Source organism: Duganella margarita, from assembly GCF_009857535.1.
Taxonomy (GTDB): Bacteria; Pseudomonadota; Gammaproteobacteria; order Burkholderiales; family Burkholderiaceae_D; genus Rugamonas; species Rugamonas margarita.
The window spans coordinates 213,778-239,498 of record NZ_WWCS01000008.1 but is presented as its reverse complement, the minus strand read 5'-3'; the positions used below and the strand labels follow the sequence as shown (position 1 = coordinate 239,498).

General features: G+C 62.4%; 26 protein-coding genes. 6 read left to right on the top strand and 20 right to left on the bottom strand.

All coding sequences use genetic code 11. The features are described from left to right. Positions 1-24: 24 nt before the first annotated feature. The 8 genes from GTP55_RS14870 to GTP55_RS14835 form a co-directional block, all read right to left on the bottom strand. Complete coding sequence (locus GTP55_RS14870) at positions 25-648, bottom strand: TetR/AcrR family transcriptional regulator (protein WP_161045660.1); 624 nt, start codon at positions 646-648, stop codon at positions 25-27. Positions 649-877: 229 nt separating this feature from the next. After that, a complete protein-coding gene (locus GTP55_RS14865; RefSeq protein ID WP_161045659.1) occupies positions 878-1,261 on the bottom strand; it encodes an RNA-binding S4 domain-containing protein in 384 nt (127 codons plus the stop codon). After that, on the bottom strand, positions 1,258-2,421 hold the full coding sequence (gene clsB, locus GTP55_RS14860; protein ID WP_161045658.1) for a cardiolipin synthase ClsB: 1,164 nt from the start codon (positions 2,419-2,421) through the stop codon (positions 1,258-1,260). The genes GTP55_RS14865 and clsB overlap by 4 nt, the downstream gene beginning before the upstream one ends. Positions 2,422-2,430: 9 nt before the next feature. After that, on the bottom strand, positions 2,431-3,249 hold the full coding sequence (locus tag GTP55_RS14855) for an endonuclease/exonuclease/phosphatase family protein (protein ID WP_161045657.1): 819 nt from the start codon (positions 3,247-3,249) through the stop codon (positions 2,431-2,433). A 66-nt stretch (positions 3,250-3,315) separates the two neighbouring features. Next, on the bottom strand, positions 3,316-3,765 hold the full coding sequence (gene nudB, locus GTP55_RS14850) for a dihydroneopterin triphosphate diphosphatase (RefSeq protein WP_161045656.1): 450 nt from the start codon (positions 3,763-3,765) through the stop codon (positions 3,316-3,318). 50 nt (positions 3,766-3,815) lie between these two features. Then, the gene (gene aspS / locus GTP55_RS14845) at positions 3,816-5,615 is read right to left on the bottom strand and encodes an aspartate--tRNA ligase (protein WP_202423716.1); all 1,800 of its coding nucleotides are present in this window, start codon (positions 5,613-5,615) and stop codon (positions 3,816-3,818) included. Between the two features lie 37 nt (positions 5,616-5,652). Further along, the gene (locus GTP55_RS14840; protein ID WP_161045654.1) at positions 5,653-6,288 is read right to left on the bottom strand and encodes a DUF502 domain-containing protein; all 636 of its coding nucleotides are present in this window, start codon (positions 6,286-6,288) and stop codon (positions 5,653-5,655) included. Positions 6,289-6,317: 29 nt separating this feature from the next. Further along, positions 6,318-6,605: an FmdB family zinc ribbon protein gene (locus GTP55_RS14835; RefSeq protein ID WP_161045653.1), complete on the bottom strand. Its 288-nt coding sequence runs from the start codon at positions 6,603-6,605 to the stop codon at positions 6,318-6,320. 242 nt (positions 6,606-6,847) lie between these two features. Between GTP55_RS14835 and GTP55_RS14830 the strand changes: the two genes are divergently transcribed. Together GTP55_RS14830 and GTP55_RS14825 are read left to right on the top strand one after the other, a co-directional pair. Then, positions 6,848-7,054 carry a hypothetical protein gene (locus GTP55_RS14830; protein WP_161045652.1) on the top strand — a complete coding sequence of 69 codons (207 nt, stop codon included), beginning with the start codon at positions 6,848-6,850 and terminating at the stop codon, positions 7,052-7,054. A gap of 102 nt (positions 7,055-7,156) precedes the next feature. Further along, positions 7,157-7,522 (top strand): YXWGXW repeat-containing protein, encoded by a 366-nt coding sequence (locus GTP55_RS14825; RefSeq protein WP_308494733.1) that lies wholly within the window; start codon positions 7,157-7,159, stop codon positions 7,520-7,522. A gap of 6 nt (positions 7,523-7,528) precedes the next feature. On the opposite strand, the gene GTP55_RS14820 is transcribed toward GTP55_RS14825, so the two are convergent. The 8 genes from GTP55_RS14820 to GTP55_RS14785 all read right to left on the bottom strand — a co-directional run bounded on the left by GTP55_RS14820 (position 7,529) and on the right by GTP55_RS14785 (position 16,981). After that, positions 7,529-8,122: a methyltransferase domain-containing protein gene (locus tag GTP55_RS14820; protein WP_161045651.1), complete on the bottom strand. Its 594-nt coding sequence runs from the start codon at positions 8,120-8,122 to the stop codon at positions 7,529-7,531. A gap of 5 nt (positions 8,123-8,127) precedes the next feature. Next, a complete protein-coding gene (gene ubiB / locus GTP55_RS14815) occupies positions 8,128-9,696 on the bottom strand; it encodes a ubiquinone biosynthesis regulatory protein kinase UbiB (RefSeq protein WP_161045700.1) in 1,569 nt (522 codons plus the stop codon). Further along, positions 9,693-10,301, bottom strand: a complete 609-nt coding sequence (locus tag GTP55_RS14810) for a ubiquinone biosynthesis accessory factor UbiJ (RefSeq protein ID WP_161045650.1) — start codon at positions 10,299-10,301, stop codon at positions 9,693-9,695. Before GTP55_RS14810 ends, ubiB begins: the two co-directional genes overlap by 4 nt. A gap of 141 nt (positions 10,302-10,442) precedes the next feature. Then, the gene (locus tag GTP55_RS14805) at positions 10,443-11,351 is read right to left on the bottom strand and encodes a Tim44 domain-containing protein (RefSeq protein ID WP_161045649.1); all 909 of its coding nucleotides are present in this window, start codon (positions 11,349-11,351) and stop codon (positions 10,443-10,445) included. Positions 11,352-11,365: 14 nt separating this feature from the next. Then, positions 11,366-12,100, bottom strand: a complete 735-nt coding sequence (gene ubiE, locus GTP55_RS14800) for a bifunctional demethylmenaquinone methyltransferase/2-methoxy-6-polyprenyl-1,4-benzoquinol methylase UbiE (RefSeq protein WP_110846474.1) — start codon at positions 12,098-12,100, stop codon at positions 11,366-11,368. Positions 12,101-12,186: 86 nt separating this feature from the next. Next, entirely contained in the window at positions 12,187-13,473 is a 1,287-nt protein-coding gene (locus tag GTP55_RS14795) for an alpha/beta hydrolase family protein (protein ID WP_161045648.1), read from the bottom strand. An 8-nt stretch (positions 13,474-13,481) separates the two neighbouring features. Then, entirely contained in the window at positions 13,482-14,747 is a 1,266-nt protein-coding gene (locus GTP55_RS14790) for an LLM class flavin-dependent oxidoreductase (protein ID WP_161045647.1), read from the bottom strand. Continuing rightward, the gene (locus GTP55_RS14785; RefSeq protein WP_161045646.1) at positions 14,747-16,981 is read right to left on the bottom strand and encodes a TonB-dependent receptor; all 2,235 of its coding nucleotides are present in this window, start codon (positions 16,979-16,981) and stop codon (positions 14,747-14,749) included. Before GTP55_RS14785 ends, GTP55_RS14790 begins: the two co-directional genes overlap by 1 nt. Before the next feature lie 210 nt (positions 16,982-17,191). Between GTP55_RS14785 and GTP55_RS14780 the strand changes: the two genes are divergently transcribed. The 4 genes from GTP55_RS14780 (at position 17,192) to GTP55_RS14765 (ending at position 19,987) form a co-directional block, all read left to right on the top strand. Further along, positions 17,192-18,244 (top strand): LacI family DNA-binding transcriptional regulator, encoded by a 1,053-nt coding sequence (locus GTP55_RS14780; protein WP_161045645.1) that lies wholly within the window; start codon positions 17,192-17,194, stop codon positions 18,242-18,244. An 8-nt stretch (positions 18,245-18,252) separates the two neighbouring features. Continuing rightward, positions 18,253-19,158, top strand: a complete 906-nt coding sequence (locus GTP55_RS14775) for an aliphatic sulfonate ABC transporter substrate-binding protein (protein WP_161045644.1) — start codon at positions 18,253-18,255, stop codon at positions 19,156-19,158. Between the two features lie 67 nt (positions 19,159-19,225). Further along, positions 19,226-19,669, top strand: coding sequence for a PIN domain-containing protein (locus GTP55_RS14770; protein ID WP_161045643.1), 444 nt, complete (start codon positions 19,226-19,228; stop codon positions 19,667-19,669). A 27-nt stretch (positions 19,670-19,696) separates the two neighbouring features. Beyond that, entirely contained in the window at positions 19,697-19,987 is a 291-nt protein-coding gene (locus GTP55_RS14765) for a hypothetical protein (protein ID WP_161045642.1), read from the top strand. A gap of 3 nt (positions 19,988-19,990) precedes the next feature. On the opposite strand, the gene GTP55_RS14760 is transcribed toward GTP55_RS14765, so the two are convergent. The 4 genes from GTP55_RS14760 to GTP55_RS14745 all read right to left on the bottom strand — a co-directional run bounded on the left by GTP55_RS14760 (position 19,991) and on the right by GTP55_RS14745 (position 25,613). Then, positions 19,991-20,443, bottom strand: a complete 453-nt coding sequence (locus tag GTP55_RS14760; protein WP_161045641.1) for a gamma-butyrobetaine hydroxylase family protein — start codon at positions 20,441-20,443, stop codon at positions 19,991-19,993. Beyond that, positions 20,440-20,871 (bottom strand): HIT family protein, encoded by a 432-nt coding sequence (locus tag GTP55_RS14755; RefSeq protein ID WP_161045640.1) that lies wholly within the window; start codon positions 20,869-20,871, stop codon positions 20,440-20,442. The genes GTP55_RS14760 and GTP55_RS14755 overlap by 4 nt, the downstream gene beginning before the upstream one ends. Continuing rightward, entirely contained in the window at positions 20,871-24,887 is a 4,017-nt protein-coding gene (locus GTP55_RS14750) for a DUF3683 domain-containing protein (RefSeq protein ID WP_161045639.1), read from the bottom strand. Before GTP55_RS14750 ends, GTP55_RS14755 begins: the two co-directional genes overlap by 1 nt. A 234-nt stretch (positions 24,888-25,121) precedes the next feature. Further along, positions 25,122-25,613, bottom strand: coding sequence for a YqaA family protein (locus GTP55_RS14745; RefSeq protein ID WP_161045638.1), 492 nt, complete (start codon positions 25,611-25,613; stop codon positions 25,122-25,124). Between the last annotated feature and the right edge of the window lie 108 nt (positions 25,614-25,721).

Below are 25,721 nucleotides of genomic sequence, written 5' to 3'. Positions count from 1 at the left end.
TGACTACTGTAGTGTTTGAATTAGTTACTTGGCGTTTGCAACCACCGCTGCCGGCGACTGCGGATTGCGATACGTTTCGATCAGGCGCTCGAAGCCCCTGCCCGCGCGTTCCAGGCTGCCTGGAATGCGCAGGAAGCGGCCGTCGTGGTGCAGGGCCAGGATCAGGCCGTACATCTCGTAGACCAGCTGCTGCGGGTCGATGCCCTCTTGCAGGTCGCCGGTCTCGATGCACTGCTTCACGCAGCGCAGCAGCGCGCCCTGCCAGGCGCCAACCATGGCCATCAGCTCTTCGCGGATCGGGCCGGGCCGGTCGTCATACTCGACCGCGCCGCTGATGTAGATGCAGCCCGACGCCACTTCAACGCTGACCCGCTTGACCCAGCGCGCGAACATCGCCTGCAGGCGCTGGATGCCGCGTGGCTCTTTCACGCTCGGGAAGAACACTTCCTGTTCGAAACGGTGGTGATACAGCTTCAGCACTTCCAACTGCAAATCTTCACGCGAGCCGAAATGCGCGAACACGCCGGACTTGCTCATGTTCATCTTATCCGCCAACAATCCGATGGTCAGACCTTCCAGACCATCGCGGCTGGCCAGGTCGAGCGCCACGTCCAGGATTGCCGCGCGGGTTAACTCGCCTTTGCGCATAAATTTAGTTGAGGTATTAATAAGATTGCATCCCAGGGTAAAAAAGGCGTTTGAGAGAAACGAATATTCTGCTCTACTTAAATTTACTCTGTGTGAAAAGAATTGCGAACGCTCGTACTATTATCCACTTGGGGGTGAATGTCAAACAGTACCTTTAGAGGTGGGGTTCTATTACTGCAGTGCAGCAATGGCCGCGCGCGAAGCCGGGTCGCGCGGGCGGGGAAAGAAGTTATTGCGATTCGCCAACTTTACCCTGCTGGCGGCGGTCGCGCTTGGTCGGACGGCCTTTGAAACCAGCGGTCGGCTCGCGGAACAGGCGGCGATTTTCGGCCACCGCCGCGCGGCGCGCGACGCTGACTTCGGTTTCTTCATACAGGTTGCGCGCCACGGTGGCCGGGCCGCGCACGTCGGACAGGCCCATCACATCGACTTCCCACTGATCCGAGCCGTTGTCGATTTCCAGCACGTCACCCAGCTTGACGGTGCGCGCCGGCTTGACGCGGTCGCCGTTGACGGTCACCTTGTTGCGGTCCACCGCATCGCACGCCAGCGAGCGGGTCTTGAAAAAGCGCGCCGCCCACAGCCATTTATCCAGTCGTACACCTTCACTCACGCGTATTTCCCCACAGCGAACACCCGCATAATCAATTTGTAGAACACAAACGCCACCTCGTAGCCGATCCGCTTGACATGGCCGACGTGCGCGAAGTCATCATAGGTGATGACCTTGCCGTCGGCAATCGCATCCTCGATGCGCTGGCGCAGCGTCTGCGCAAACACCGCATCCTTGATCACCACATTGGCTTCCTGGTTCAGGAACAGGCTCAACCCGTCCACATTGCTGGAACCGACCGTGGCCCAGTCGTCATCGATGACGGCGACCTTGGCGTGCAACTGCGTCTTGTGATATTCCACCACTTTGACGCCGGCTGCAAGCAGCTTCGGGTAGAACGAATGCGCCACCGCATCCTGCAGCCAGATCTCGCCTACGCCGATCAGCAACACCACTTCGACCCCGCGTTCGGCGGCCGAGGTCAGGGCGCGGCGCAGCTTGCGGCTCGGCGCGAAGTACGGGTTGGCCAGCAGTACGCTCTTGCGCGCCTGCCCCAGCGCCTTCAGGTAAGCGCGCTGGATGGTGTGGCGGTTGCGCAGGTTGTCGCGCACCACAAAGCCGGCCTGCACGGCATGTTCAGCGGCGACTTTTTCGACCTTGCGCATGTCGCGGTACAGGCCGATGCGCTTGATCAAGCCCAGCTTGCCCAGGCGGCGCCATTGCGTCACCGCCTCGGCCTGAATATCGGCCACCAGCGGGCCGCGCACCTGCACCGCGAAATCCCAGCGCGGCGCCGACAGCGCCTTGCTGTGATCGTAGTCGCAGAACATATCGTCGTTGATGTTGATGCCGCCGACATAGGCCACCTGGCGGTCGACCACGCAGATCTTGCGGTGGGTGCGGGTGACGCCGCGCTTGAACCAGGGATTGAACATGCGGTGCTCAACGCCCTGCGCCAGCAGGTGTTCATGCATGCTGTTGACCTGGCGCCGGCCAGTGCCCCACCAGTCGGTAATCATGCGCACCTGCACCCCGCGCTGGGCGGCGCGCACCAGCGCCGCCTGCACGCGCTGGCCGGTGTCGTCGCCGGCAAAGATGTAGGTTTCGAAATAGACCTCGTACTGCGCGGCGTCGATGGCGCCGATCAGCGCCGGGAAAAAATCGGTGCCGGTATGCAGCAGCGTAACCTCGTTATCGGCGATGAAATTTACAGGGCGCATAATGTGCGCTCACGCCAGCGTCAGCGACGCGACGATGGGAGCGTGGTCCGAGAGCTTGGCCCACAGACTACCATGCATGACCTCGGCCGTCTCCACCTTGAAGCCGCGCACGTAGATGCGGTCGAGGCGGAAAAACGGCAGCGCGGCCGGGAAGGTGCGGGCCGGATTGACGCTGCTCTTGCGGCGCAGCTTGCGCATGATGTCGCCCAGCGCGGAGTTGGCGCCTTCGATCTCGTCGAACGCCTCGACCACGCCCAGCGCGTTGCGCAGTTCGGTGCTGAGGGTGTTGCGCCAGTCGTTGAAGTCGCCGGCGATGACCACCGGTTCGCCGTGCGGCGCGGTTTCCTGGACCGCCGCGATCAGCGCCTGGGTCTGGCGCCGGCGGCCGCTTTCAAACAAGCCCAGATGAACCACGTAGCAATGAACCGGGCCGCGCGGCGTGTCCAGCATGCAGTGCAGGATGCCGCGCTGTTCGTAGGCGTGGTCGGAGACGTCGCGGTTGGCCTGGCTGGCGATCGGGAAGGCGCTCAGCAGCGCGTTGCCGTGGTGGCCGTGGTCGTAGATGGCGTTCATGCCGTAGGCGGCGTGCAGGTGGCGCGATTCGCCGGCAAAATACTCATGCTGCGCCGCAGCGGGCCAATGCTTGTGGCCCAGGTGTTCGGCGCCGTATTTGGCGGCTTTGAGGTCGTGCTTGCCCTGCACCTCCTGCAAAAAAACCACATCGGCATCGAACATGCCGATGGCTTGTTTCAAGGCCATTACGCGCGGTTCGGCGCGGATGCTGGAAACGCCCTTGTGGATGTTGTAGGTAGCGACTCGGATTTTCATGCAAAGCATTTTACTCCCGAGATCGCAACTCGGCATGTACGCGGCCGCACATAGCGCCATCCAGCGTCAGATCTGGCGGGGCAGCTGCAGAATGGCTTCGGCGTTGGAGGACGAGAAGCATTTGTCGGCCGCCTCCAGGTGCGGCAGCCAGACGTAATTCAGGTGCTCGCGCGGACTGAGCGTGATGGCAATAGGGCGCGGCACTTCGACGCTAAAGACGTGCTCGGTGTTCTGCGTCACGCCCGGCGCATAGCGGTGGCGCCACACCGGATAAATCTCGTACACATTCGACAGCCGCCAGTCGCGCAGCGCGATACGCTCGCCGTCGGCGACGATGCCGGTTTCCTCGAACAGTTCGCGCGCGGCGGTCTGCAGCAGCGGCTCGTCCGGCGCGTCCAGCGAACCGGTCACCGACTGCCAGTAACCCGGCTTGTCGGCGCGCTCGATCAGCAGCACGTGCAGGTCGGCGGTGTGGATCACCACCAGCACGGATTCGGGTATCTTGTAAGGCATCATAAACGCGCTAAAAGAAAAGGCGCCGCAGCGCCTTTTCCAGATGGGACAGATTAGCCAGCCACTTTCGGCTCGACGGCGCGCAGACGGATATGCAGCTCTTTGAGCTGCTTCTCGTCCACTTCCGACGGCGCATGGGTCAGCAGATCCTGCGCGCGCTGGGTTTTCGGGAAGGCGATGACGTCGCGGATCGAGTCCGACTTGGTCATCAGCGTCACGATACGGTCCAGACCGAATGCCAGGCCGCCGTGCGGCGGCGCGCCGTATTGCAGCGCGTCGAGCAGGAAGCCGAACTTCAGGCGCGCTTCGTCGGCGTCGATCTTCAAGGCGCGGAACACTTTCGACTGCACGTCTTCGCGGTGGATACGGATCGAACCGCCGCCCAGTTCCCAGCCGTTCAGCACCATGTCGTAGGCCTTGGCGATGCAGGCGCCCGGATTGGTTTCCAGCCAGTCTTCGTGGCCATCTTTCGGCGCGGTGAACGGGTGGTGGGTGGCAGTCCAGCGGTCGCCTTCTTCGTCGTATTCGAACATCGGGAAGTCGATCACCCACAGCGGCGACCAGACGTCGTCGAACAGGCCGGCGGCCTTGCCGAATTCCGAGTGGCCGATCTTGACGCGCAGCGCGCCGATGGCGTCGTTCACCACCTTGGCCTTGTCCGCGCCGAAGAAGATCAGGTCGCCGTCTTCGGCGCCGGTCAGTTCCAGGATGGTCGCCAGGGTAGCGTCGTCGATCGACTTGACGATCGGCGATTGCAGGCCGTCACGGCCTTTGGCTTTCTCGTTGACCTTGATGTACGCCAGGCCGCGCGCGCCATAGATGGCCACGAACTGGGTGTAGGCGTCGATTTCCGAACGCGGCATCGAACCGCCTTTCGGCACGCGCAGGCCGACCACGCGGCCGTTCGGCAGGTTGGCGGCGCTGTTGAAGATCTTGAATTCGACGTTCTTGACGACCTCGGTCAGTTCGGTGAACTTCAGCTTGACGCGCATGTCCGGCTTGTCCGAACCGTAGCTGCCCATGGCTTCGGCGAAGTCCATCACCGGGAACGGGTTCGGCAGGTCGACGTCCATGGTGTTCTTGAACGTTTTGCGGATCATGTCCTCGAACAGGTCGCGGATTTCCTGTTCGTTCAGGAACGAGGTTTCGCAGTCGATCTGGGTGAATTCCGGCTGGCGGTCGGCGCGCAGGTCTTCGTCGCGGAAGCACTTGGTGATCTGGTAGTAGCGGTCGAAGTTGGCCACCATCAGCAGCTGCTTGAACAGCTGCGGCGACTGCGGCAGCGCGAAGAAGCTGCCGGCGTTGACACGCGACGGCACCAGGTAGTCGCGCGCGCCTTCCGGGGTCGACTTGGTCAGCATCGGGGTTTCGATGTCGATGAAGCCCAGCTCGTCCAGGTACTTGCGCACTTCCATCGTCACCTTGTAGCGCAGGCGCAGGTTGTTCTGCATCTGTGGACGGCGCAGGTCCAGCACGCGGTGGGTCAGGCGGGTGGTTTCCGACAGGTTGTCGTCGTCCAGCTGGAACGGCACGGCCACGGAGGCGTTCAGTACTTCCAGTTGCGAGCAGACCACTTCGATCTTGCCCGATTTCAGGTTGGCATTGACGGTGCCGGCCAGGCGGTCCTTGACCACGCCGGTGACGCGCAGGCAGAACTCGTTGCGCACGGATTCGGCGGCCTTGAATACTTCAGCCTGTTCCGGATTGCATACGATCTGCACCAGGCCTTCGCGGTCGCGCAGGTCGATGAAGATCACCCCGCCGTGGTCGCGGCGACGGTGTACCCAGCCGCACAGGCTGACGGTTTGGCCAAGCAGCGCTTCAGTGGTGAGGCCGCAGTAGTGAGTACGCATTGAGGACATGTTTATTTCTCGGTTCAGGTTAAGTTACTCAGTTAATCTTGGTGTCAGTGTCTGGCAGGACGATGGTTTTCGGCGCGTCTTCCGGCGCCACCACGCCCATCGAAACGATGTACTTCAGGGCCGCATCGACGCTCATGTCCAGTTCGACCACATCCTTCTTGGCCATCATCAGGAAAAAACCCGAGGTCGGATTCGGCGTGGTCGGGATGTACACGCTGACGTACTCGCCCACCAGGTGGTTCTTGACGTCCCCGCCCGGGGTGCCGGTCAGGAAGGCGATGGTCCACGAATTCTGGTGCGGATACGGAATCAGCACCGCCTTGCGGAAGGCGTTGCCGGACGACGAGAACAGCGTGTCCGACACCTGCTTGACGCTTGAATACAGCGAGCTGACCACGGGAATGCGGGTCAGCAGTTTTTCCCACAGCCTGACCACGTAGTTGCCGACCAGGTTGTTGGTCAGCAGGCCGGTCAGGAACACGATGACGATGGTCAGCAAGGTGCCCAGGCCAGGAATGTCGAAGCCGACCAGGGTGCGCGGCTGCCAGCGTTCCGGCACGAACAGCAGCGACTGGTCCATGGTGCTGATCACCAGGTTCAGCACCCAGGCGGTAATTGCCAGTGGCACCAGGATCAGCAGGCCGGTAATGAAATATTTACGCATCGAGGTCCTTCTGTGTGGATGGGAGAGCTTCAGGTGTCGCCGGTGCCGCCCGTCTTGGCCGGCGCGGGCGCCGGGGCCGCAGCCGGTGCGCTGTCCGGCGTCGACGCCGGCGCGGTGCCGGTGGCCGGCGGCGTGCCGCCGCGGAAATCGGTCACATACCAGCCGGACCCTTTCAACTGGAAACCGGCAGCGGTGACTTGCTTTTTAAACGACTCTTTACCGCACGACGGGCAAACCGTCAGTTGCGGGTCGGAAATCTTCTGCAAGACGTCCTTGGCAAAACCGCAGGCTTCGCAGCGGTACGCGTAGATCGGCATCTCTTACTCCGCAAAAATCATCAAAACCCTGAATTATAAAGCCTTTTGCCCGCCATCTGACTGTTTCCTGTCGCCAAGCTCCTATCGGTAATCGATTTCATAGCAAAAAACTATTCGCTTATTGGCTGTGAGCATGTTTTAATACTGGCCTACAAGCGCTGATTTCCCAATCCCTGAATCGTCGCCTCGTTAGCCGTCCCGGACTTACGACGCTCCAACTCTTTGATTCTGTGGGAAATACCATGAAAAAAGCGCTGTATGCCGGCCTCTTGGCCGCCTGCCTTTCCGCCCCTGCTTTCGCCGCTTCCAACAAATTCGTCGCCCAGACGCCGGATGAACCAATGCATCGCCGCGCCGTGCTGTTGTGCGTCGCAGTGCTGATGGGACTGCAAGCCCTGCGCTACCGGCCGCAATTGCCGGCTCGCCGTCACGTGGCCACGGCTAACTGACGAAGGTCGTGGCCCCCGTTACGCTGCTATGCGGGCGCTCGCACAGACACGCCCGGCACACCTCTTTATAACGGTAACTACACCTTAAAAGAGGAGCTCAACATGATGAAGAAACTTTTGCTTGCTGCCGCCATTGTGGCTTCCGCCGGTACATTTACCCTGCCCGCCTCCGCTGCCGTGATCGTGGTGCAAACCGCGCCGCCAGCGCCGCGTCATGAGGTGGTGCCGCCGCCACGCCACGGCTATGTGTGGGCCCCAGGCTACTGGGATTGGCGCAACAACCGTCACGTATGGACCAAAGGCCACTGGGAGCGCGAGCGCCGCGGCTATGTCTATCATCAGCCAACCTGGGTCGAGCGTAACGGCCATTGGGAAATGAGCCGCGGCAACTGGGCCCGTGGCGACAACGATCATGACGGCGTGCCGAACGGCCGCGACGACCATCCCAACAACCCACGCCGCGACTAACTGGCGCTAGCGACGGCGCCACACCATCCAGCGCTCCTTGCCGGCGAACACCGGGATGGAGTCGCTGACGGCGTCGTCGGCAATGCACGCGAAATCCGCGCGCAGCAGCTGCTCCAGTTGCGCGCGCTGGATGCCGAACGGCGGCCCCTTGGCCGCGTCATCAAAGAAGAAATACCCTGCCAGCAGCGCCCCCGGCGCCAGCAGCTGTGCCCAGCGCGCAGCCACCTGCGGCCACATGGCGCGCGGCATCGCGCACAGAAAAGCCCGTTCGTAGATCAATTGCAGCGGCGCCGCCGGCTGCCATGCAAAGAAATCCGCCTCCACTACTCGTGCCGCATGCTCGCCGGCCGCCCGCTTGCCCTGCGCTACCGCAGCGGGCGAAAAATCGATCGCGGTGGCGTCCCAGCCCTGCCCTGCCAGAAAGGCCAGTTCATAGGCCGAGCCGCAGCCGGGAATCAGCGTGGTCAGCGGCGAATGGCCAGCGACGAAATCCTGCAAGGCTTGCGGCACGCCGCCCTTGTCCCACGGCGTGAAATGGCGCTCGAAGCGCTCATCCCAGAACGCCGGCGACAAAGGATCACGTTGCTGGAAATCCGCCATGGCGCTTACAGCAGATGGTGGAAGCGCTGATAAAGATTGAAGCCGGCCACGCCCAGCGCAAACGCACCGGCGAAGTAGACCACCAAGCTCAGCAGCCGGTTGGTGCGCTGCTGTTCGTTGATCAGCACCTTGATCAGCTCAGTGTTGTCGTTGGGCCGTTCGGCATGCCGCTCCAGCGCCTGATGCGCCAGGCGCGGCAGCTGCGGGAAGATGTGGGCGTAGCGCGGTGCCTCGGCTTTCAGGCGCTGCAAGAAGCCTTTCCAGCCGACCTGCTCACCCATCCAGTTTTCCAGGTAGGGCTTGGCGGTCTTCCACAAGTCCAGGTCCGGATCGAGCTGGCGGCCGAGGCCTTCGATATTCAGCAGCGTCTTTTGCAGCAGCACCAGTTGCGGCTGCACTTCGACGTTGAAGCGGCGCGAGGTCTGGAACAGGCGCAGCAGGATTTGGCCGAAGGAAATATCCTTCAGCGGCCGGTCGAAGATCGGCTCGCAGCAGGCGCGCACCGCCGATTCCAGCTCATCGACGCGGGTTTCCTTCGGCGCCCAGCCGGACTCAATGTGGGCCTCGGCCACCCGCTTGTAGTCGCGGCGGAAGAACGCCAGGAAATTCTGCGACAGGTAATCCTTGTCGTAATCGGTCAGCGTGCCGACGATGCCGAAGTCCAGCGCAATGTAGCGGCCGAACGTCTCCGGCTCGATCGACACCAGGATGTTCCCCGGATGCATATCCGCGTGGAAGAAGCCGTCGCGGAACACCTGCGTGAAGAAGATTTCCACGCCGTCGCTGGACAGCTTTTTCAGGTCGACGCCGGCAGCGGCCAGGCGGTCGATCTGCGACACCGGAATGCCGTGCATGCGCTCCATCACGATCACGCTCGGCGAGCAGTAATCCCAGTGCATTTCCGGCACCAGCAGCAGTTGCGAATCGGCGAAATTGCGGCGCAGCTGGCTGGCGTTGGCGGCTTCGCGCATCAGGTCCAGCTCGTCGTGCAGGTATTTGTCGAATTCGGCCACCACCTCTTTCGGCTTCAGGCGCTTGCTGTCGGCCCAGACGTTGCCGATCCACTCGGCGGCGATGTGCATCAGCGCCACGTCCTCGTCGATGGACTTTTTCATGCCCGGACGCAGCACCTTGACCGCCACCTGGCGGCCATCCTTGAGCGTGGCGAAGTGCACCTGCGCGATCGAGGCCGAGGCTACCGGCGTGCGTTCAAAGGTGGCAAACAGCTGGTCCGGATGGGCGCCCAGCGATTTCTGGATTTGCGCCACGGCCAGGTCGGAATCGAACGGCGGCACCCGGTCCTGCAGGCGCGACAGTTCGATCACCAGGTCGGCCGGAATCAGGTCGCTGCGGGTCGACAGCACCTGGCCGAACTTGACGAAGATTGGACCCAGTTCTTCCAGCGCCATGCGCAGCCGCACGCCGCGCGGCGTGGACAGGTCGCGCCAGAAAAACGCGGTGTCGATGAATTTGGCGATGCGCGGTTTTTTCAAGCCGGAGATGGCGATTTCGTCGAGGCCGTAGCGTACCGATACCCGCAGAATTTTCAGCAGGCGCAAGAATTTCTGCATTATTGTGATCCCAGTTTCTGTTCCAGTTTGGCGAGGCGCTTGGCGGTGCGTTCGACATCGTCGCGCAGGCGGCTGACCTCGGCCGAGAAAGCTTCTACCGTGTGCGGCCGCACCAGCACCTGTTTTTCGTCGAGCAGGAATTCGGCGACGTTTTCGGCCAGCTTCTGGTGGCCGGCCTTGACCGCTTCCAACGCGGCCCTGGCGCCGGAGACGGCGCGCACGGCGATGATCGGGCCAACCACTTTTTCCAGGTCATGCTCGGCTTCCCAGCGCAGCGATTTGCTGAGGCTGGAGATGGCGTTGGCGAATTCGGCGTCGCCTTCGATTTGCACGTAAGAGAAGGCGCGCTCGCGGTTTTGCGCGATCAGCGGCAGGTCGGACAGTTTGACGCGGATGGTGACGCGGGCCGGCTCGTCGGCAGGCGCCGGTTCCAGATAGCCGTCGGCGGTCACCCGCAGGCGCAGCGCAACGCTGCCGGCGTCGATGCTGGCGGTCTTGCCGGCGTGACGCAGCAACTCCTGGCGCGCCCATGGCTCCTGCGCCAGCAAGTGGTTAATGGCGGCGCTGGCGGGCGCTGCGGAGAAACTGCCTGGATTCAATGAAATCATGTGATAGCCGTTCAAAACAAAACCGCCCGGAGTGCGGGCGGTTCGATCTTACCAGTTAAGCCGGCTTGACCCGCAAACCGGTGCGCCGTCGCGGGGTCGGACCCCGTACGGGGTCCGACCCCTCTGTGGCCCTGCGGGGTTTTACGCCAGTTGCTGGATACCTGCCAGCAGCCAGCCGCTGGAACCGTTGATTGGCTTGGCCAGGTTCCACACTTCGTGGTACGGCTCGGCCAGTGCATCCGGCGCCGGCTTGATCATACCGGTGAACTTGACGCTCGCCAGATACTCGGTGTCGGTGGTCTCGATGCCCAGCAGTTCGGCATCGATGCTGACCACGTCGGTGTAGTCGGCCACGGTGCGCTCGCTGATCTGCATCTTCATCTCGGCAAACACTTCCGGCGTGGTGAATTCGCGGATATCGGCCACGTCGCCTTTATCCCATGCCGCTTGCAAGCGAATGAAGTTGCTCTTGGCCACGCGCAGGAAGGTGGCCTGGTCGAAGTCGCCCGGCACGCCCCACTGCTGATGCGGCTGCACCGGTACTGGCGCGGCGGCTGGTTGCAGACGCGACCCGATGTCCGGCGTCGCCGAACCGCCTTGCGGCGGCATCGAATACACGTTCTGGTTGCCGCCAAACGCCGCCGGCGCAGCGGCCGGTTGCGATTTGCCGCGGATCAGGCGGAAGATGAAGAACACCACGCCTGCCAGCAGCGCGAGCATGATGATCGAGCCGATTGCGCCACCCAGCGCACCACCCAGACCGAAGTGCGAGAACAAGGCGCCCAGGCCCAGACCCAGCAGCGCACCGCCCAGAATGCCCTTCCATGGGCTAGGTTTCGGTGCGGCCACCGGCGGCGTGCCCGGCGCCGGCGCAGGCTGGGCCTGGCGTGGCGCTTGCTGCGGCGCAGGTTGAGCAGGCATGCGGTTGACGTTTTGCGACTGACGGCCAAACGAACGGCCGCCGCCGGCAGGACGGGCGATCGCCTCGCTCAGCATCGACATGGCGGACACGGCGATTACCGCGCCGATCAGGATTTTTTTCAAGTTCATGGTCACTCCAGTCATTACATTTTGATACCGGTGTGTAAAGCGGCCACACCTGCCGTCAAGTTGTAATACGTTACCCGTTCCAGGCCCGCTTCTTCCATCATGGTTTTCAGCGTTTCCTGGTCCGGGTGCATGCGGATCGATTCCGCCAGATAGCGATAGCTTTCCGCATCGCCGGCAATTTTCTGGCCCATCCACGGCAGCACCTTGAACGAGTAGATGTCGTACGGCTTTTGCAGCGGCTCGGCCACTTTCGAGAATTCCAGCACCAGCAGCTTGCCGCCCGGCTTGAGCACGCGGCGCATTTCCTTCAGCGCCTGGTCCTTGTGCGTCATATTACGCAGGCCGAAGGCGACGCTGACGCGGTCGAAATAGTTGTCCGGGAAAGGCAGTTTCTCGGCATCGCACAACAATGTGGGGGTCATCAGGCCGCGATTCAAGAGGCGGTCGCGTCCCACGCGCAGCATCGACTCGTTGATGTCTGTCAGCCAGACCTCGCCGGTGGGGCCGGCCTGCTTGGCGAACACCTTGGCCAGGTCGCCGGTGCCGCCGGCGATATCCAGGCATTTAAAGCCTGGACGCACGGCCGCGTTAGCGATGGTGAAGATCTTCCAGACGCGGTGCAGGCCAGCCGACATGACGTCGTTCATGATGTCGTACTTGGCGGCGACAGAATGGAAAACCTTGGCAACTTCGCGGACTTTATCTTCTTCCGCGACGGTTTTGTAACCGAAGTGAGTGGTATTGGTCATGGTATGCAGGCCTGTTAGTTTGCCAGCATTATACAAGCTGACAGCCTTACAGGCGCCTTAAGAACATGATCAAGCTGACAACTGGACTATTGCGCCGGCAGATGGCGCCATTCCAGACCCAGCGCGGTACGCTTGGCGAAGCCCTTCCACAGGCCGGGATCGGGCTTGGCGGTACCGTCGGCCTGCAGCGGCGGCAGGTCGAGGTAGGGTTGGAACGGCTGCTGTTTCAGCTGGATGCCGAGGAAAGCCGTGACGAAGTGCTGGTTGATGTTGTTGATGCGGCGGCTGTCCCACACCGGCTCCGAATAGGCCATGAAGTCGTCGAAATTGCTCCAGGCGGCCGGTGACGGCGGATTCGGCGCCGAGTTGTGGCGGCCGCCGACGTAGGTCAGCAGGTAGCGGTCCGCATGCACCGTGCCTTCGAACAGTTTGAGCACACCGTCCCTGTAGCCGGCCACGTCGTCCTGGTCGCCGCTGATGAACAGCGTCGGCGTGCGCACGCCGGCCAGCCCCGCCGCGTCCCATACCTGGTTGGCGGCGCCCCAGGGCGCGAACGCCACCACGGCCTTGATGCGCGGGTCGCGTTGCGCTTCATATTGCTGGTTGCCCTGCTGGTTGACGGCCAGGCTGCCGCCCGGCACGTACGCCACCGCCGACGCGCTAATGCCGGCGCCGACCGCGTTCAGCGCGCCGTAGCCGCCCATCGAGTAGCCGATCAGGGCGGTGTTGTCGGCGTCCACCACGCCGGCCAGGAAGTTGCCGCTGCCCGGTTTGGCCCAGGCGGCAACGGTGTCCAGCACGAACAAATCGTCCAGGCGGCGGTTCAGCAGCGTGCTCGGGAAGCCGGCCTTGTCCGCGCGCGTGGATTCCAGATGATCGATGGCGACGACAACATAACCCTTCGACGCCAGGTTTTCCGTCAGGTAGCTCATTTGCAGCCGCGAGCCGGGATACCCGTGCGAGACGATCACCAGCGGGTAGCGTCCGCCCTGCCCTGCGGCTGGTGCCGCATCGCGCGCGGCGCGGCCGTTGAACTGGAACGGCGTATTCGGCCGCTTCGGATCATTGGCGCCGGCGCCCAGCACGTCGGTGTAGACGGTGTGCTCATGCTGGCCGGCCGCCAGCCGCGCCGGATACCACACCTCCAGCGTCAGCTTGCGGCCGTAGCGCGGGTTCGGCTGTTCGGCAGTCGCATGCAGGATATCGAGTTGGTCCTTGTGTTCCGCCACAAGCGTGCGCACGCCCACTTGCAGCGGACCGCGTGCCGCCAGCTCCGGCGCATCGGGACGGAAATCGCCGTAGTACTCCTGCGCACCGACCTGCGCCGCCGCCAAAGCGACCGCCAACACCAACATCCTGCTTACTGCTTTCATGCCTGCTCCTATAAACCCAAATGCGAACGCAAGGTGCTGCCTGCGTACGACGTGCGGAACAAGCCGCGCCGCTGCAACTCAGGAATCACCAGCTCCAGAAAATCATCCAACCCGCCAGGCAGCGCCGGCGCCATGAAATTAAAGCCGTCGGCCGCGCCCTGCTCAAACCACTCCTGCATGCGATCCGCCACCAGCTGCGGCGTGCCGACCACGGTGAAGTGCCCGCGACCGCCAGCGATGCGCTCGTAAAGCTGGCGTATCGTCAGGTTCTCGCCCTGCGCCAGATCCGTCAGCAACTGCTGGCGGCTGCGCTGACCATCCTGCGTCTGCGGCAGCTCCGGCAGCGGACCATCCACCGGGTATCCGGACAAATCGAAATTGCCGATCATGCGTCCCAGCAGCGCCAGTCCGGCCTTCGGTTCGATCAGCGACTGCAACTGCGCGAACCTGGCATCCGCCTCTTCCTGCGTGCGGCCGACCACCGCAAACAATCCGGGCATGACCTTGACCGCATCGGGACTGCGGCCCTTGGCGATTACGCGGTCCTTGATATCGCGGTAGAACGCCTGCGCCTTGGCCAGCGTGGGTTGCGCGGTGAACACCACCTCCGCCGTCCCCGCCGCCAGATCACGTCCGGTCTCCGAGCCGCCGGCCTGCACCACCACTGGACGTCCCTGCGGACTGGGCGCCACATTCAGCGGCCCCGCCACGGCGAAATGGTCGCCGCGATGATTCAGTGTCTGCACCTTGGCCGGATCGTAAGGCAGCGTGCCGCCTTTATCGTTGACGAACGCACCGGGGCCCCAACTATTCCACAGTCCTGTGACAACTTGATGAAATTCCCGCGCCCGCGCATAGCGGTCAGCATGCGCCACGTGCTGGTCGCGGCCGAAGTTGGCCGCTTCCGCCGCGTTGTCCGAGGTGACCAGATTCCAGCCTGCGCGGCCATCCGACAGCAGGTCCAGCGACGCGAACTGGCGCGCCACCGTGTACGGCTCGTTGTAGGTGGTGGTGGCGGTGCCGATCAAGCCGATGTTCTCGGTCGATGCGGCCAATGCCGACAGCAGCGTCAAAGGCTCCAGCGACGGTGCGCCTGTCAGCGCCACGCTGTCGGCGAAGAACACCGCATCCAGGCAGGCCCGTTCCGCGCTGCGCACCTGCTCGCGAAATACCTTGAACGGATTGGACGCCAGGTCGGTGTCCGGATGCCGCCACGCCGCGACGTGGTGGCCATAACGCATCATGAACGCGGCGATACTCAACTGCTTAGCCATCAGAACTCCTTGCGGGCGGTGATGCCGAAGTAGCGTTCATCGTCACGCGGCACGGCGCGGGTGACATAGCCGGTCGATGTCACCAGGTTGGTGGCGTACGATTTGTTGGCCAGGTTCTTGCCCACCAGCGCGATGCGCCAGCCGCCGGCCGGCGACGACAGCGCGATACCGGCGTTAACAATGCCATACGCGCCCTGGATAGCATCGGCCGACTGGAACAAGTCGTACTGCGTCTTGGCCTGATACGTATAGTCGGCCGAGAAGTCGACGATGAAGCCATTCTGCAGCGGCAGCGCGTAGCTGGCGCGGGTGAAGGACTTCCACTTCGGCGAGAACGGCAACGGCTGACCATTCAGGTTGCACGATGCGGCAGCGGCGGCCGGGCAGTTGAAGCTGTCGATCTTCGCATCGGTGTATGCCAGCGACTGGGTCAGCGTCAGCTCGCGGGTGGGACGCGCATTCAGGTCCAGCTCCACGCCCTTGGTCGAGACATCGCCCGCATTGATCAGACGCGTGACGACCGCGCCGGCTACGGTGTCGTAGAAGTTGGCTTGGTAGTTGGAATACCTGGTGTCGAAGACGGCGATGTTGGCGGTCAGCTTGCGGTCGAAGGCGCTGGCTTTCAGGCCCAGTTCAAACGAATCCGAAGTTTCCGGTTTCAGTGCCAGCGTATCGCGGCTCAGCATATTGAAAAAGACGTTGTAGGCCGGTCCTTTGTAGCCGCGCGAGTACGTCGCGTAGGTATTGATGTCGCGGGCGATGTCGTATTGCAGACCGACGCGGCCCGAGTAGCCATCCTTGCTGGTGGAACCGGTGCTTTGCGTGGCGGGCTGCACGCCGGCGAACGCCACGGTCTGCGTCGAGGTGCGCGCGTGGTCGTAGGACAGGTCGTCGCGGGTCCACCGCGCGCCGGCGATGGCGCGCCAGTCGGAGGCAAAGTTCAGCGTGCTCTCGCCGAACAGAGAGTAGCTGTCGTTCTTCACGCCGTAATCCGCGCGGCCGGAGTTAACCGCCGAACCGTTGTTGACGATGCGCTGATACACCTCGCGGTCCTTGCCGTGCAGGTAGTATGCGCCGACCACGTATTCCGCAAACTGCTCTTTCGGCGAAGCGAGGCGCAGTTCCTGCGACGCCTGCTTGAACTCCACCGTGCCGATGTCGCGCGTGGCCGGGAAAGCCGCCGTGATGCGCGCCACTTCGGCAGCGTTGCCGATCGCCGAGGTGCTTGTGTACTGGGTGTTGTCCCAGTCGCGCACCGCCGTGATGGAGGTCAGCGTATAGCCATTGAAGCGGTAGTCCAATTGCGCCGACAGGCCTTTGTTCTTGTCGCGGATATCGCTCGGGATGTCGGTGTTGACCTGGCGGTTCTCGGTGCCTGCCACCACCGGCGCGATGCCGGCATTAAAGGCGGCCGCCGTCGATTTATAGGCGGTAAAGGTTGGCGATGACGTCGAACGCAGGTAGTCGGCGATCAGCGCGATATCCAGATCCCTGGTCGGCGTGATGTCGACGCGGGCGCGCACGCCTTTGCGGTCGTAGCCATTCAGCTTGCCGCCGCCGGCGTGGACGTTGTCGATGTTGCCGTCATAGTCCGCATACAGGCCGGTGACCGAGGCGCTGACCACGCCCGGCTGGATAGCGCCGGACACGCCGGCGCGCACGCGCTTCTCATTGCCCTCGTACCAGGAGGCGTCGACAAAGCCGGTGGTCTCCTGCGTCGATTTACGGCCGATCACATTCAGCACACCGGACGAAGCGTTCTTGCCGAACAACGTGCCTTGCGGGCCGCGCAGGATTTCAATGTGTTCGATGTCCAGCAGGTCCAGCGTGGCCTGGCCCGGACGCGCATACACCACGCCGTCGATCACGGTCGACACGGTCGGCTCGACGCCCGGCGACGTGGAGATGGTACCGATACCACGCACAAAGATGGTGGAATCCTTGTTGCCGCCCTGCTGGCGGAAGGTTACGCTCGGCACTTCCTGCACGATGGTGTCGATGCTGGTGCGGTTGGCATTGTTCAGTGCATCGCCATCCAGCACGGTGACCGCTACCGGCACCGATTGCAGCGAGGCGTTGCGGCGCGTGGCGCTGACCGTCACGCTGGGCACGGAGGCGCCGTCGTCGCGGCCCTTGAGCGGGGTTGGATCGGCCTCCTCGGCGCCTGCATAGGCCGTTGCGACCAGCAAAGCGCCGATGGTCAGCGCGCCAAAAATTTTCTTATTGCTCTTCATGCTGTGATCCCTTGATTTGAAAGCGCACCTTGCGCCGCTTGTGTCTTATTCGGAAAACCTGCTTTGATCGGTGAAGAACCAGCTTAGTGTGTGACAGCTGCTTCGCTACAATTCAGTGGTACCGGTACCCTTTTTTTAGTGTCACGGCGAGCCGGCTTGAAGTCAAAGAATTAAAAAAATCATCGATATGTCTTTTCGGAATATGCATCCATGAGCGAAGCAACAGCACCACGAAAGCGCCGGGGATCTGGCCGCGCCACCATTCACGATGTGGCCAGGCTGGCGGAAGTGGGATCAATTACGGTGTCGCGTTATTTCAGCGAACCGGGACGCGTGGCGGCCGAACGCAGCGCGCGCATTGCGGCGGCAGTAAAGGAACTGGGCTACGTACCGAACCTGGCAGCGGGCGGGCTGGCGTCGTCGCGCGCGCGCATCGTCGGCATGGTGATCCCGAATATCTCCGGGCCGATTTTCGCCAATACCATCCAGACCTTCAGCGATACGCTGAACCGCCACGGCTACCAGCTGCTGCTGGCCTCCAGCTACTTTTCGGCCAGGCAGGAAGAGAGCGCGGTGCGTGCTTTCCTCGGCTGGAATCCAGCCGCGCTGGCGGTGGTGGGGCGCTTTCACAACCGCGCCACCGAGAAGCTGCTGACCACGGCCGGCATTCCGGTGGTGGAGACGTGGGACTACCAGCCGCGCCGCAAGCCGATCCAGGTCGGCTACTCCAACAACGTGGTGGGCGAACAGGCGGCGCGCTATTTGTATGGCAAAGGCTATCGCCGCATCGCCTTTGTGCAGAACAGCCTTGCCGGCGACTTGAGCGCGGTGGACCGCAGCGATGGCTACGCGGCGGTAATGCGCGAGCATGGGCTGGCGCCGATCATCTACGCGCCAACGGCGGAGGCGCCGTTCGACGCCGGCAAGCAAGCCATTGAGGCGCTGGTGATTTCGCCGGCACGCCGCGCGCGGCCGGTCGAGGCGATCATCTTCGCCAACGATAACCTGGCGGCGGGTGGCTTGCTGGCCGGGCAGCGGGCGGGCCTGCAGATTCCGCAGCAGTGCGCAATTGTCGGCTTTGGCGATTACGCTTTCTCGCCGCTGCTGCTGCCCAGCCTGACCACCATTCGTCCGCCGGGACGCGAGATCGGCGAAATCGCCGCGCTGCGCATACTGGAACAACTGGGCGTGCTGCCCTCCTCGGCCCAGGATGCGCGTCTGAATCTGCTGGCCTGCGAATTGATAGAGCGCGAGAGCGCATAAGGAAAATAATGAAGAAATGGATTTGCTTGTTGCTGGCCCTTCCCCTGTTTGCGCAGGCGGCGGAAATCAAGATCGGCTTTCAGAAAAGCGCCGGCTTGCTCAGCATGATGAAGACGCAAGGCGCGGCGCTGTCCGGCCACACGATCAAATGGATCGAATTCCCGGCCGGCCCGCAGATGCTGGAGGCGCTGAATGCCGGCAGCATCGATTTCGGCAGTACCGGCGCGCCGCCGCCGATCTTCGCGCAGGCCGGCGGCGTGGATTTGCTGTATGTCGGTGCGGAGCCGGCGCCGGTCAACAGCGAGGCGATCATCGTGCCGAAGGAGTCGACGCTGCGCACCGTGGCGCAGCTAAAGGGCAAGCGCGTGGCATTTCAGAAGGGCTCCGGTTCGCACTTCCTGCTGGCCTCCGCATTCCAGAAGGCAGGCTTGAAGATCAGCGACATCACGCCGATCTTCCTGTCGCCATCCGATGCGCGGGCGGCGTTTTTGGGCGGCGGGATTGATGCGTGGGTGGTGTGGGATCCGTATCTGGCGTCGGCGCAGAAGGCGTACCAGGCGCGCGTGCTGGCCGACTACACCGGCCTGCCGTTGGCCAACGGCTTCTATGTAGCCTCGCGCAAATTTGCCGAGCAGTCGCCGCAACTGGTGTCGGCCCTGCTGGAACAGGTGAAGGCAACCGGCAGATGGGCGAGCGAGCACCGGAAGGAAGTCAGCACCCTGCTGACGCAGCAGACCGGCGTGCCGGCCGATATTGTAGCAACGTGGATGGGCCGCTCCCGCTTCGGCGCAATGCCGGTAACGCCGGACATCGTCGCCAACCAGCAGCGCGTGGCCGACCTGTTCTACCAGCAGAAGCTGATCCCCAAAGCCGTCAACATCGCCAGCCGCGTCTGGACTTGGCAGCCGAAGTAAGTTTGATCCATCTAAAAGCCTCGTCCGCTGAGCCGTCTACGCTGACAGCTCAGCCAGCGAGGGCATCATGCAAACCGTCTATCTCGAAACATCAATCATCTGTCATCTGACAGACCCGCCGAGCCCCAATCCCATCACCCGCGCGTGCCAACAGCTAACGCGACTCTGGTGGTATACCCGTTGCGATCCAGCGTACACGTTTGTCTCAGACTATATCTACAATGAAATCAACGCCAGTGATCCACTACGCGTGGTCCAGCGAACTCGGGCAATACAGCATTTGGTTCGACATCCTGCTCACGCAAGAATGGAAAGTCTCTGGGAACTTTTGGTTGGTGGGGGCGGTCTAACCGCAAAGGCAGGAAGAGCAGCAGAACATGTTGCTTGCGCGGCATTCTACAACTGCGAGATATTGCTCACCTGGGACTGCACCAACATTGCAAACGCCCGCAAACTTAAGCTGATGCGCACGTTGCTTAACACGGCGAGCATACATTTCCAGAACTGGTAACGCCTTTTGAATTAATGGAGAACAGCTATGAAACTCTGTGGCGTGGAAATTCCCCCTGACATCTATATCCCCGAGATTGACCCTGAGAGCAAGGCAGAACTTGATGAGTTGCATGAGTCTATTATTCTCGAACGAGCGCAAAGAAAGCGGCGCCTTGCGGAATCGCCTATCGCAGACATCATCGCAAAGACGAAAACCGCGCCGCTTCCACCCGACGCAAACAAACCGCTAAATTTCCAGGTCGAAAAGCTGCGGCTGCTGTCACCGTGGGCGCGGGCGAGGATTTTGTATGTGATGCGTGATCAGGTCACGCCGTAAGGATCAGGACTTGCAGCCGCAGCTGCCGCTGCCGCAGCCGCCGCCGCTGCTTTTCGCTGCGCTCGATGGGCCGGTCAGGGACAGGCCGGTTTCGCGGCCAGTGTCGCCTTCAAAGCCGGAGGCGTGCAGACGGTCCATGTAGGCGTCCCACAAGGCGGCTTTCTCGTTGCCCAGCTTGTACAGGTAGTCCCAGGTGAAGATGCCGGTGTTGTGTCCATCCGAGAAGGTCGGCTGCACCGCGTAGTTGCCTACCGGCTCGATGCCGGCGATGTTCACTTCGCGTTTGCCGACTTGCAGCACTTCCTGGCCGGGACCATGTCCCATCACCTCGGCCGACGGCGAATACACGCGCAGCAGCTCGAACGGAATCGCAAACGATTTGCCATCGTCAAAATCAATATCCAGCACGCGGGATTTGTTGTGGACCGTCAGGCCGGTAGGGACAGGTTTGCTCATGATGCTTTCACTTTCTCAACAATAGCCGCGTGCAATGCCGGCAACAGCGCGCGACGCGCCGCCAGCACCTCCGCCGGCGAAGCACGCTCTGCCACAGCCCAGGTCGGGTTGGGGAAATGCGCATCGTCGCGGTAACGCGGGATAACGTGCCAATGCACGTGCGGCGTCATATTACCAAAACTGGCCAGATTAATTTTTTCCGGCGCAAAAACCTGCCGCTGCGCCGATTCCACCGCCCACACCACGTTCATGATGTGGACGCGGTCTTCCGCCGGCAGATCGGTCATTTCCTTGACGTGCGCATTCCATACCACGCGCGTAAAGCCCGGATACTCGGGCTCGTCCACCGCGACCACCGATACGCGGTCGTCGGCCCAGATCAGCGCGCTATCTGGGGCAGCAAGCAGGTTGCACAGATCGCAGGCCATTACACCAGCACCCGCTCAATGCCGCCGTCGTTGGCGCGTTTCACATAGTCCGCCATCCAGTTCTCGCCCAGCAGGTGCTTGGCGATTTCCACCACGATGTAGTCGGCAGTGGTGCCGGCGTCTTCGCTGTAGCGCGACACGCCGCCCAGGCAGGCCGGGCAGCTGGTCAGGATCTTGACTTCACCGTCGAAGCCGTCAGCGCGCAGCTTGTCGGCGCCCTTGATGACTTCCTCTTCCTTGCGGAAGCGCACTTGCGTCGAGATATCCGGACGCGCCACCATCAAGGTGCCCGAGTCGCCGCAGCAGCGGTCGTTCTTCTCGATCTTGACGTTGTCGTGCGTCTGGATCAGCGCATTGACGGTCTTGGTCGCTTCCTGCAGCTTCATCGGCGTGTGGCATGGCTCGTGGTACATATAGCGGGTGCCGGTGACGCCTTCCAGCTTGACGCCCTTCTCGTTCAGATATTCGTGGATGTCCATGATGCGGCAGCCAGGGAAAATCTTGTCGAACTCATAGGTCGCCAGCTGGTCGTAGCAGGTGCCGCACGAGACCAGCACGGTCTTGATATCCAGATAGTTGAGCGTATTGGCCATGCGGTGGAACAGCACGCGGTTATCGGTCATCATCTTGTCGGCCTTGTCGTACTGGCCCGAGCCGCGCTGCGGATAACCACAGCACAGATAACCCGGCGGCAGCACAGTCTGCACGCCCACTTCCCACAGCATCGCCTGGGTTGCCAGGCCCACTTGCGAGAACAGGCGCTCCGAACCGCAGCCCGGGAAGTAGAACACCGCTTCCGTATCGGCATTGGTGGCCTTCGGATTGCGGATGATCGGAATCACCTTGTCGTCTTCGATGTCCAGCAGCGCGCGCGCGGTTTTCTTCGGCAGGTTGCCCGGCATCTTCTTGTTGATGAAGTGGATCACCTGCTCACGCACCTTCGGCTTGCCGACGGTCGGCGGCGGCGCCTTGGTCTGCTTCCTGGCAAACTTCTTCAGCAAATCATTGCCCAGCCGCTGCGCCTTGTAACCGATGCCGATCATCGCCGCGCGGGTGGCGTTGATGGTGGCCGGATCGGTGGCGTTCAGGTAGAACATCGCCGCCGCCTTGCCCGGATTGAAGGTCTTCTTGTCCATCTTGCGCAGCAGGTTGCGCATATTCATCGACACGTCACCGAAGTCGATGTCGACCGGACATGGCGTGACGCATTTATGGCAAACGGTGCAGTGATCCGCCACGTCTTCAAACTCTTCCCAATGCTTGATCGAGATGCCACGACGGGTTTGCTCTTCGTACAGGAAGGCTTCGATCAGCGACGACGTCGCCAGGATCTTGTCGCGCGGCGAGTACAGCAGGTTGGCGCGCGGCACGTGGGTCGAGCACACCGGCTTGCACTTGCCGCAGCGCAGGCAGTCCTTGATGCTGCTGGCGATCTCGCCGATATCGCTCTGCTGCATGATCAGCGATTCGTGGCCCATCAGGCCGAACGACGGCGTGTAGGCGTTGCGCAGGTCGGCTTCCATGCCTTCCAGGTTCAGCAGCTTGCCCTTGTTGAAGCGGCCTTCCGGATCGACGCGCAGCTTGTAGTCGCGGAACGGGCCGATTTCTTCCTCGTTGAGGAACTCCAGCTTGGTGATGCCGATGCCGTGCTCGCCCGAGATGACGCCGTTCAGCGAACGGGCCAGGATCATGATGCGCGCCACGGCCTGGTGCGCCAGTTGCAGCATCTCGTAGTGATCCGAGTTGACCGGCAAATTGGTGTGCACATTGCCGTCACCGGCGTGCATGTGCAGCGCCACGAACACGCGGCCGCGCAGCACGCGCTTGTGGATGGCGGTGGCTTCGTCGAGGATCAGCTTATAGGCGGCGCCGTTGAAAATCTGGCGCAGCTGCGCGCGGATTTCCTGCTTCCACGTCACGCGGATGGTGCGGTCCTGTACCACGTCGAACAGCGTGGCATCCGGCTGGGTAGTCAGGCGTTGTTCGAATACCGGCAGCAGACGGTCCATGCCGTGGGCGGCCAGTTCGGCGGTGATCGCCGCCAGCGGCTTGTCCAGCTCGGCCAGCAGATAGGTCCAGCGTCCGTGCACTTGCGCCAGCAGCGCTTGCGCTTGCTGTTGACGGTCGCCCAGCATCTCGGCGTCGCCGACGCTGTCGTCGGCATCGTCGCTCTTGCCGATCGGCAGATTGCCGGCGGCGAAGAAGGCTTGCAGTTCATCCACCAGTTGCAGCTTGTTCTTGATCGACAGTTCGATGTTGATGCGCTCGATGCCGTCGGTGTACTCGCCCATGCGGTTGAGCGGAATCACCACGTCTTCGTTAATCTTGAAGGCGTTGGTGTGCTTGGCGATCGCGGCGGTGCGGGCGCGGTCCAGCCAGAACTTCTTGCGCGATTCCGGGCTGACGGCGACAAAGCCTTCGCCGACGCGGGTATTGGCCAGGCGCACCACTTCCGACGCGGCCAGCGCCACGGCGTTTTCGTCATCGCCGACGATGTCGCCGAACAGCGCCATCTTCGGCAGCACGCCGCGTTTCGATTTGGTGGCGTAGCCGACCGCGCGCAGGTAGCGCTCGTCCAGGTGCTCCAGGCCGGCGAGGCGCAGCGTCGCGAACTCCGCGCCCTTGGCCGGCAGGCCGTCCAGGTAATCCTTGATTTCGACGATCGACGGAATCGCATCGCGCGCCTGGCCGAAGAACTCCAGGCAGACGGTGCGCGCGAACTTCGGCATCTTGTGCAGAATCCAGCGGCCGGAGGTGATCAACCCGTCGCAGCCCTCTTTCTGGATGCCCGGCAGGCCGGCCAGGAATTTGTCGGTAACGTCCTTGCCCAGGCCTTCCTTGCGGAACACGCTGCCCTTGATTTCCAGGATCTCGGTCTTGAACGGCGCGCCTTTGGCTTCGCCGCGCGCGGTCGGATGGGTCCACTCCAGCTGGAAACGGGCCAGCGGCGTGTCGTGAATCTTGGACAGGTTGTGATCCAGGCGCGTGACTTCCAGCCAGTCGCCATTCGGATCGACCATGCGCCACGAGGCCAGATTGTCCAGCGCCGTCCCCCACAGCACGGCTTTCTTGCCGCCTGCGTTCATGGCGATGTTGCCGCCGATGGTGGACGCGTGGGCCGAGGTCGGATCGACCGCGAACACAAAGCCGGCCTTCTCGGCCGCTTCGGAGACTTTATTGGTGATGACGCCGGCGCCGGTATAGATGGTGGCGTACTCTTTGTCCAGGCCCGGCAGCACTTTCATTTCCACCGCGCCGATGTTGAGCAGCTTCTCGGTGTTGATGACGGCCGACATCGGCGTCAGCGGAATCGCGCCGCCGGTGTAGCCGGTGCCGCCGCCGCGCGGGATGATGGTCAGCCCCAGCTCGATACAGCCTTTGACCAGGCCCGCCATTTCTTCTTCGGTGTCCGGGGTCAGCACCACGAACGGATACTCGACGCGCCAGTCGGTGGCATCGGTCACATGGCTGATGCGCTTCATGCCGTCGAAGCAGATGTTGTGCTTGACGGTGTAGCGGCCCAGCACCTTGTAGGTACGCTTGCGCAGATCGTAGACCTGCTTGAATTCTTCGCCGAAATCGGCCACTGCCTTGCCGGCGGCGCGCAGCAGCCTGGCGACGTTGGCGCTGCGCAGGCGCGCGGCCTCGTCGGTCTGGGCTTCGCTGTCGTCCATCGTCAGGCGGCGCTTGTCGACCTCGGCCAGGCGGTGATGCAACGCGTCGATCAGCTCCTGGCGGCGCTTCGGGTTATCCAGCATATCGTCTTGCAGATATGGATTGCGGCGCACCGCCCAGATATCGCCCAGCACCTCGTACAGCATGCGCGCCGAGCGGCCGGTCTGGCGCGCGCCGCGCAGCGCATCCAGCAGCGACCACGATTCCTCGCCCAGCAGCCGGATGACGATCTCGCGATCGGAAAACGACGTGTAGTTATAAGGAATTTCCCGGAGGCGGCTAGCCTCTGGACCGTGGGGCGTCTCCGCCAGCAAAGCTTGGATTTGTGCAGGGGCGTTCATTATGCGATTTGGCTCGATGTGACTCGTAAACAGCAACCGGGAGGATCATTCTAGCCTATTGCGGCGCACCACGCGGGAACAGCCTTAGGTGGCCGAGGGACTCTCGGCAGCGTCAAAACCCGGCACATATTCGAAAAATTGCCGCTATTGCAGCAATAAAATGCCTCGACAGCCCATCAAACTGAATCAAATTTATGCATAAGCTTATGCGGCAAGAGGATAACTTGCACCAAATTAGCCCAGCATTTGTCCGATCCGGTGCCACACGCCGTCCGGCACGTACAACAGCAGCGTGGTCATGGTGAGATAGCGCAGCAGCTTGCCGACCGCCATATACGCCACGCTGGGCCAGAACGGCAGCCGCAGCCAGCCGGCCAGCGTGCACAGCGGATCGCCGATGCCGGGCAGCCAGGCCAGCAGCATGGTCTTGGCGCCGTAGCGCTCCAGCCAGTGGAACCAGCGACTTTTACGTTCTTTTGCAAAACTCTGCTTGGCCTGCCAGCCGATGTAGTAATCGATGGCGCCGCCCAGCGTGTTGCCGACGGTGGCGACCGCGATCACGCTCCAGAACAGTTCCGGATTGGCCTTGATGACGGCAAACACCGCCGGCTCCGAGCCCAGCGGCACCAGCGTGGCCGAGACCAGGCTGATGATGAACACCGATGTCAGCCCGACTTCCGGTGCGGCCAGCACGTGCAGTAGCCAGGCAATTGCAGATTCGATCATCGGTTTGTTGGGGATACGGGAAAGGTGCCATTATAATGATCCACACACCGCACGATTGAACAGTCCGGTCCCAGCCCACCCCGCCGGGACCCGCGCCCCTGCTTCACC

Coding starts and splice junctions, on each gene's coding strand:
- GTP55_RS14870 (WP_161045660.1), bottom strand. CDS start 648: ATGCGCAAAGGCGAGTTAACCCGCGCGGCAATCCTGGACGTGGCGCTC.
- clsB (WP_161045658.1), bottom strand. CDS start 2,421: ATGCGCCCTGTAAATTTCATCGCCGATAACGAGGTTACGCTGCTGCAT.
- GTP55_RS14855 (WP_161045657.1), bottom strand. CDS start 3,249: ATGAAAATCCGAGTCGCTACCTACAACATCCACAAGGGCGTTTCCAGC.
- nudB (WP_161045656.1), bottom strand. CDS start 3,765: ATGATGCCTTACAAGATACCCGAATCCGTGCTGGTGGTGATCCACACC.
- aspS (WP_202423716.1), bottom strand. CDS start 5,615: ATGCGTACTCACTACTGCGGCCTCACCACTGAAGCGCTGCTTGGCCAA.
- GTP55_RS14840 (WP_161045654.1), bottom strand. CDS start 6,288: ATGCGTAAATATTTCATTACCGGCCTGCTGATCCTGGTGCCACTGGCA.
- GTP55_RS14835 (WP_161045653.1), bottom strand. CDS start 6,605: ATGCCGATCTACGCGTACCGCTGCGAAGCCTGCGGTTTTGCCAAGGAC.
- GTP55_RS14830 (WP_161045652.1), top strand. CDS start 6,848: ATGAAAAAAGCGCTGTATGCCGGCCTCTTGGCCGCCTGCCTTTCCGCC.
- GTP55_RS14825 (WP_308494733.1), top strand. CDS start 7,157: ATGATGAAGAAACTTTTGCTTGCTGCCGCCATTGTGGCTTCCGCCGGT.
- GTP55_RS14820 (WP_161045651.1), bottom strand. CDS start 8,122: ATGGCGGATTTCCAGCAACGTGATCCTTTGTCGCCGGCGTTCTGGGAT.
- GTP55_RS14810 (WP_161045650.1), bottom strand. CDS start 10,301: ATGATTTCATTGAATCCAGGCAGTTTCTCCGCAGCGCCCGCCAGCGCC.
- GTP55_RS14805 (WP_161045649.1), bottom strand. CDS start 11,351: ATGAACTTGAAAAAAATCCTGATCGGCGCGGTAATCGCCGTGTCCGCC.
- ubiE (WP_110846474.1), bottom strand. CDS start 12,100: ATGACCAATACCACTCACTTCGGTTACAAAACCGTCGCGGAAGAAGAT.
- GTP55_RS14795 (WP_161045648.1), bottom strand. CDS start 13,473: ATGAAAGCAGTAAGCAGGATGTTGGTGTTGGCGGTCGCTTTGGCGGCG.
- GTP55_RS14790 (WP_161045647.1), bottom strand. CDS start 14,747: ATGGCTAAGCAGTTGAGTATCGCCGCGTTCATGATGCGTTATGGCCAC.
- GTP55_RS14785 (WP_161045646.1), bottom strand. CDS start 16,981: ATGAAGAGCAATAAGAAAATTTTTGGCGCGCTGACCATCGGCGCTTTG.
- GTP55_RS14780 (WP_161045645.1), top strand. CDS start 17,192: ATGAGCGAAGCAACAGCACCACGAAAGCGCCGGGGATCTGGCCGCGCC.
- GTP55_RS14775 (WP_161045644.1), top strand. CDS start 18,253: ATGAAGAAATGGATTTGCTTGTTGCTGGCCCTTCCCCTGTTTGCGCAG.
- GTP55_RS14770 (WP_161045643.1), top strand. CDS start 19,226: ATGCAAACCGTCTATCTCGAAACATCAATCATCTGTCATCTGACAGAC.
- GTP55_RS14765 (WP_161045642.1), top strand. CDS start 19,697: ATGAAACTCTGTGGCGTGGAAATTCCCCCTGACATCTATATCCCCGAG.
- GTP55_RS14760 (WP_161045641.1), bottom strand. CDS start 20,443: ATGAGCAAACCTGTCCCTACCGGCCTGACGGTCCACAACAAATCCCGC.
- GTP55_RS14755 (WP_161045640.1), bottom strand. CDS start 20,871: ATGGCCTGCGATCTGTGCAACCTGCTTGCTGCCCCAGATAGCGCGCTG.
- GTP55_RS14750 (WP_161045639.1), bottom strand. CDS start 24,887: ATGAACGCCCCTGCACAAATCCAAGCTTTGCTGGCGGAGACGCCCCAC.
- GTP55_RS14745 (WP_161045638.1), bottom strand. CDS start 25,613: ATGATCGAATCTGCAATTGCCTGGCTACTGCACGTGCTGGCCGCACCG.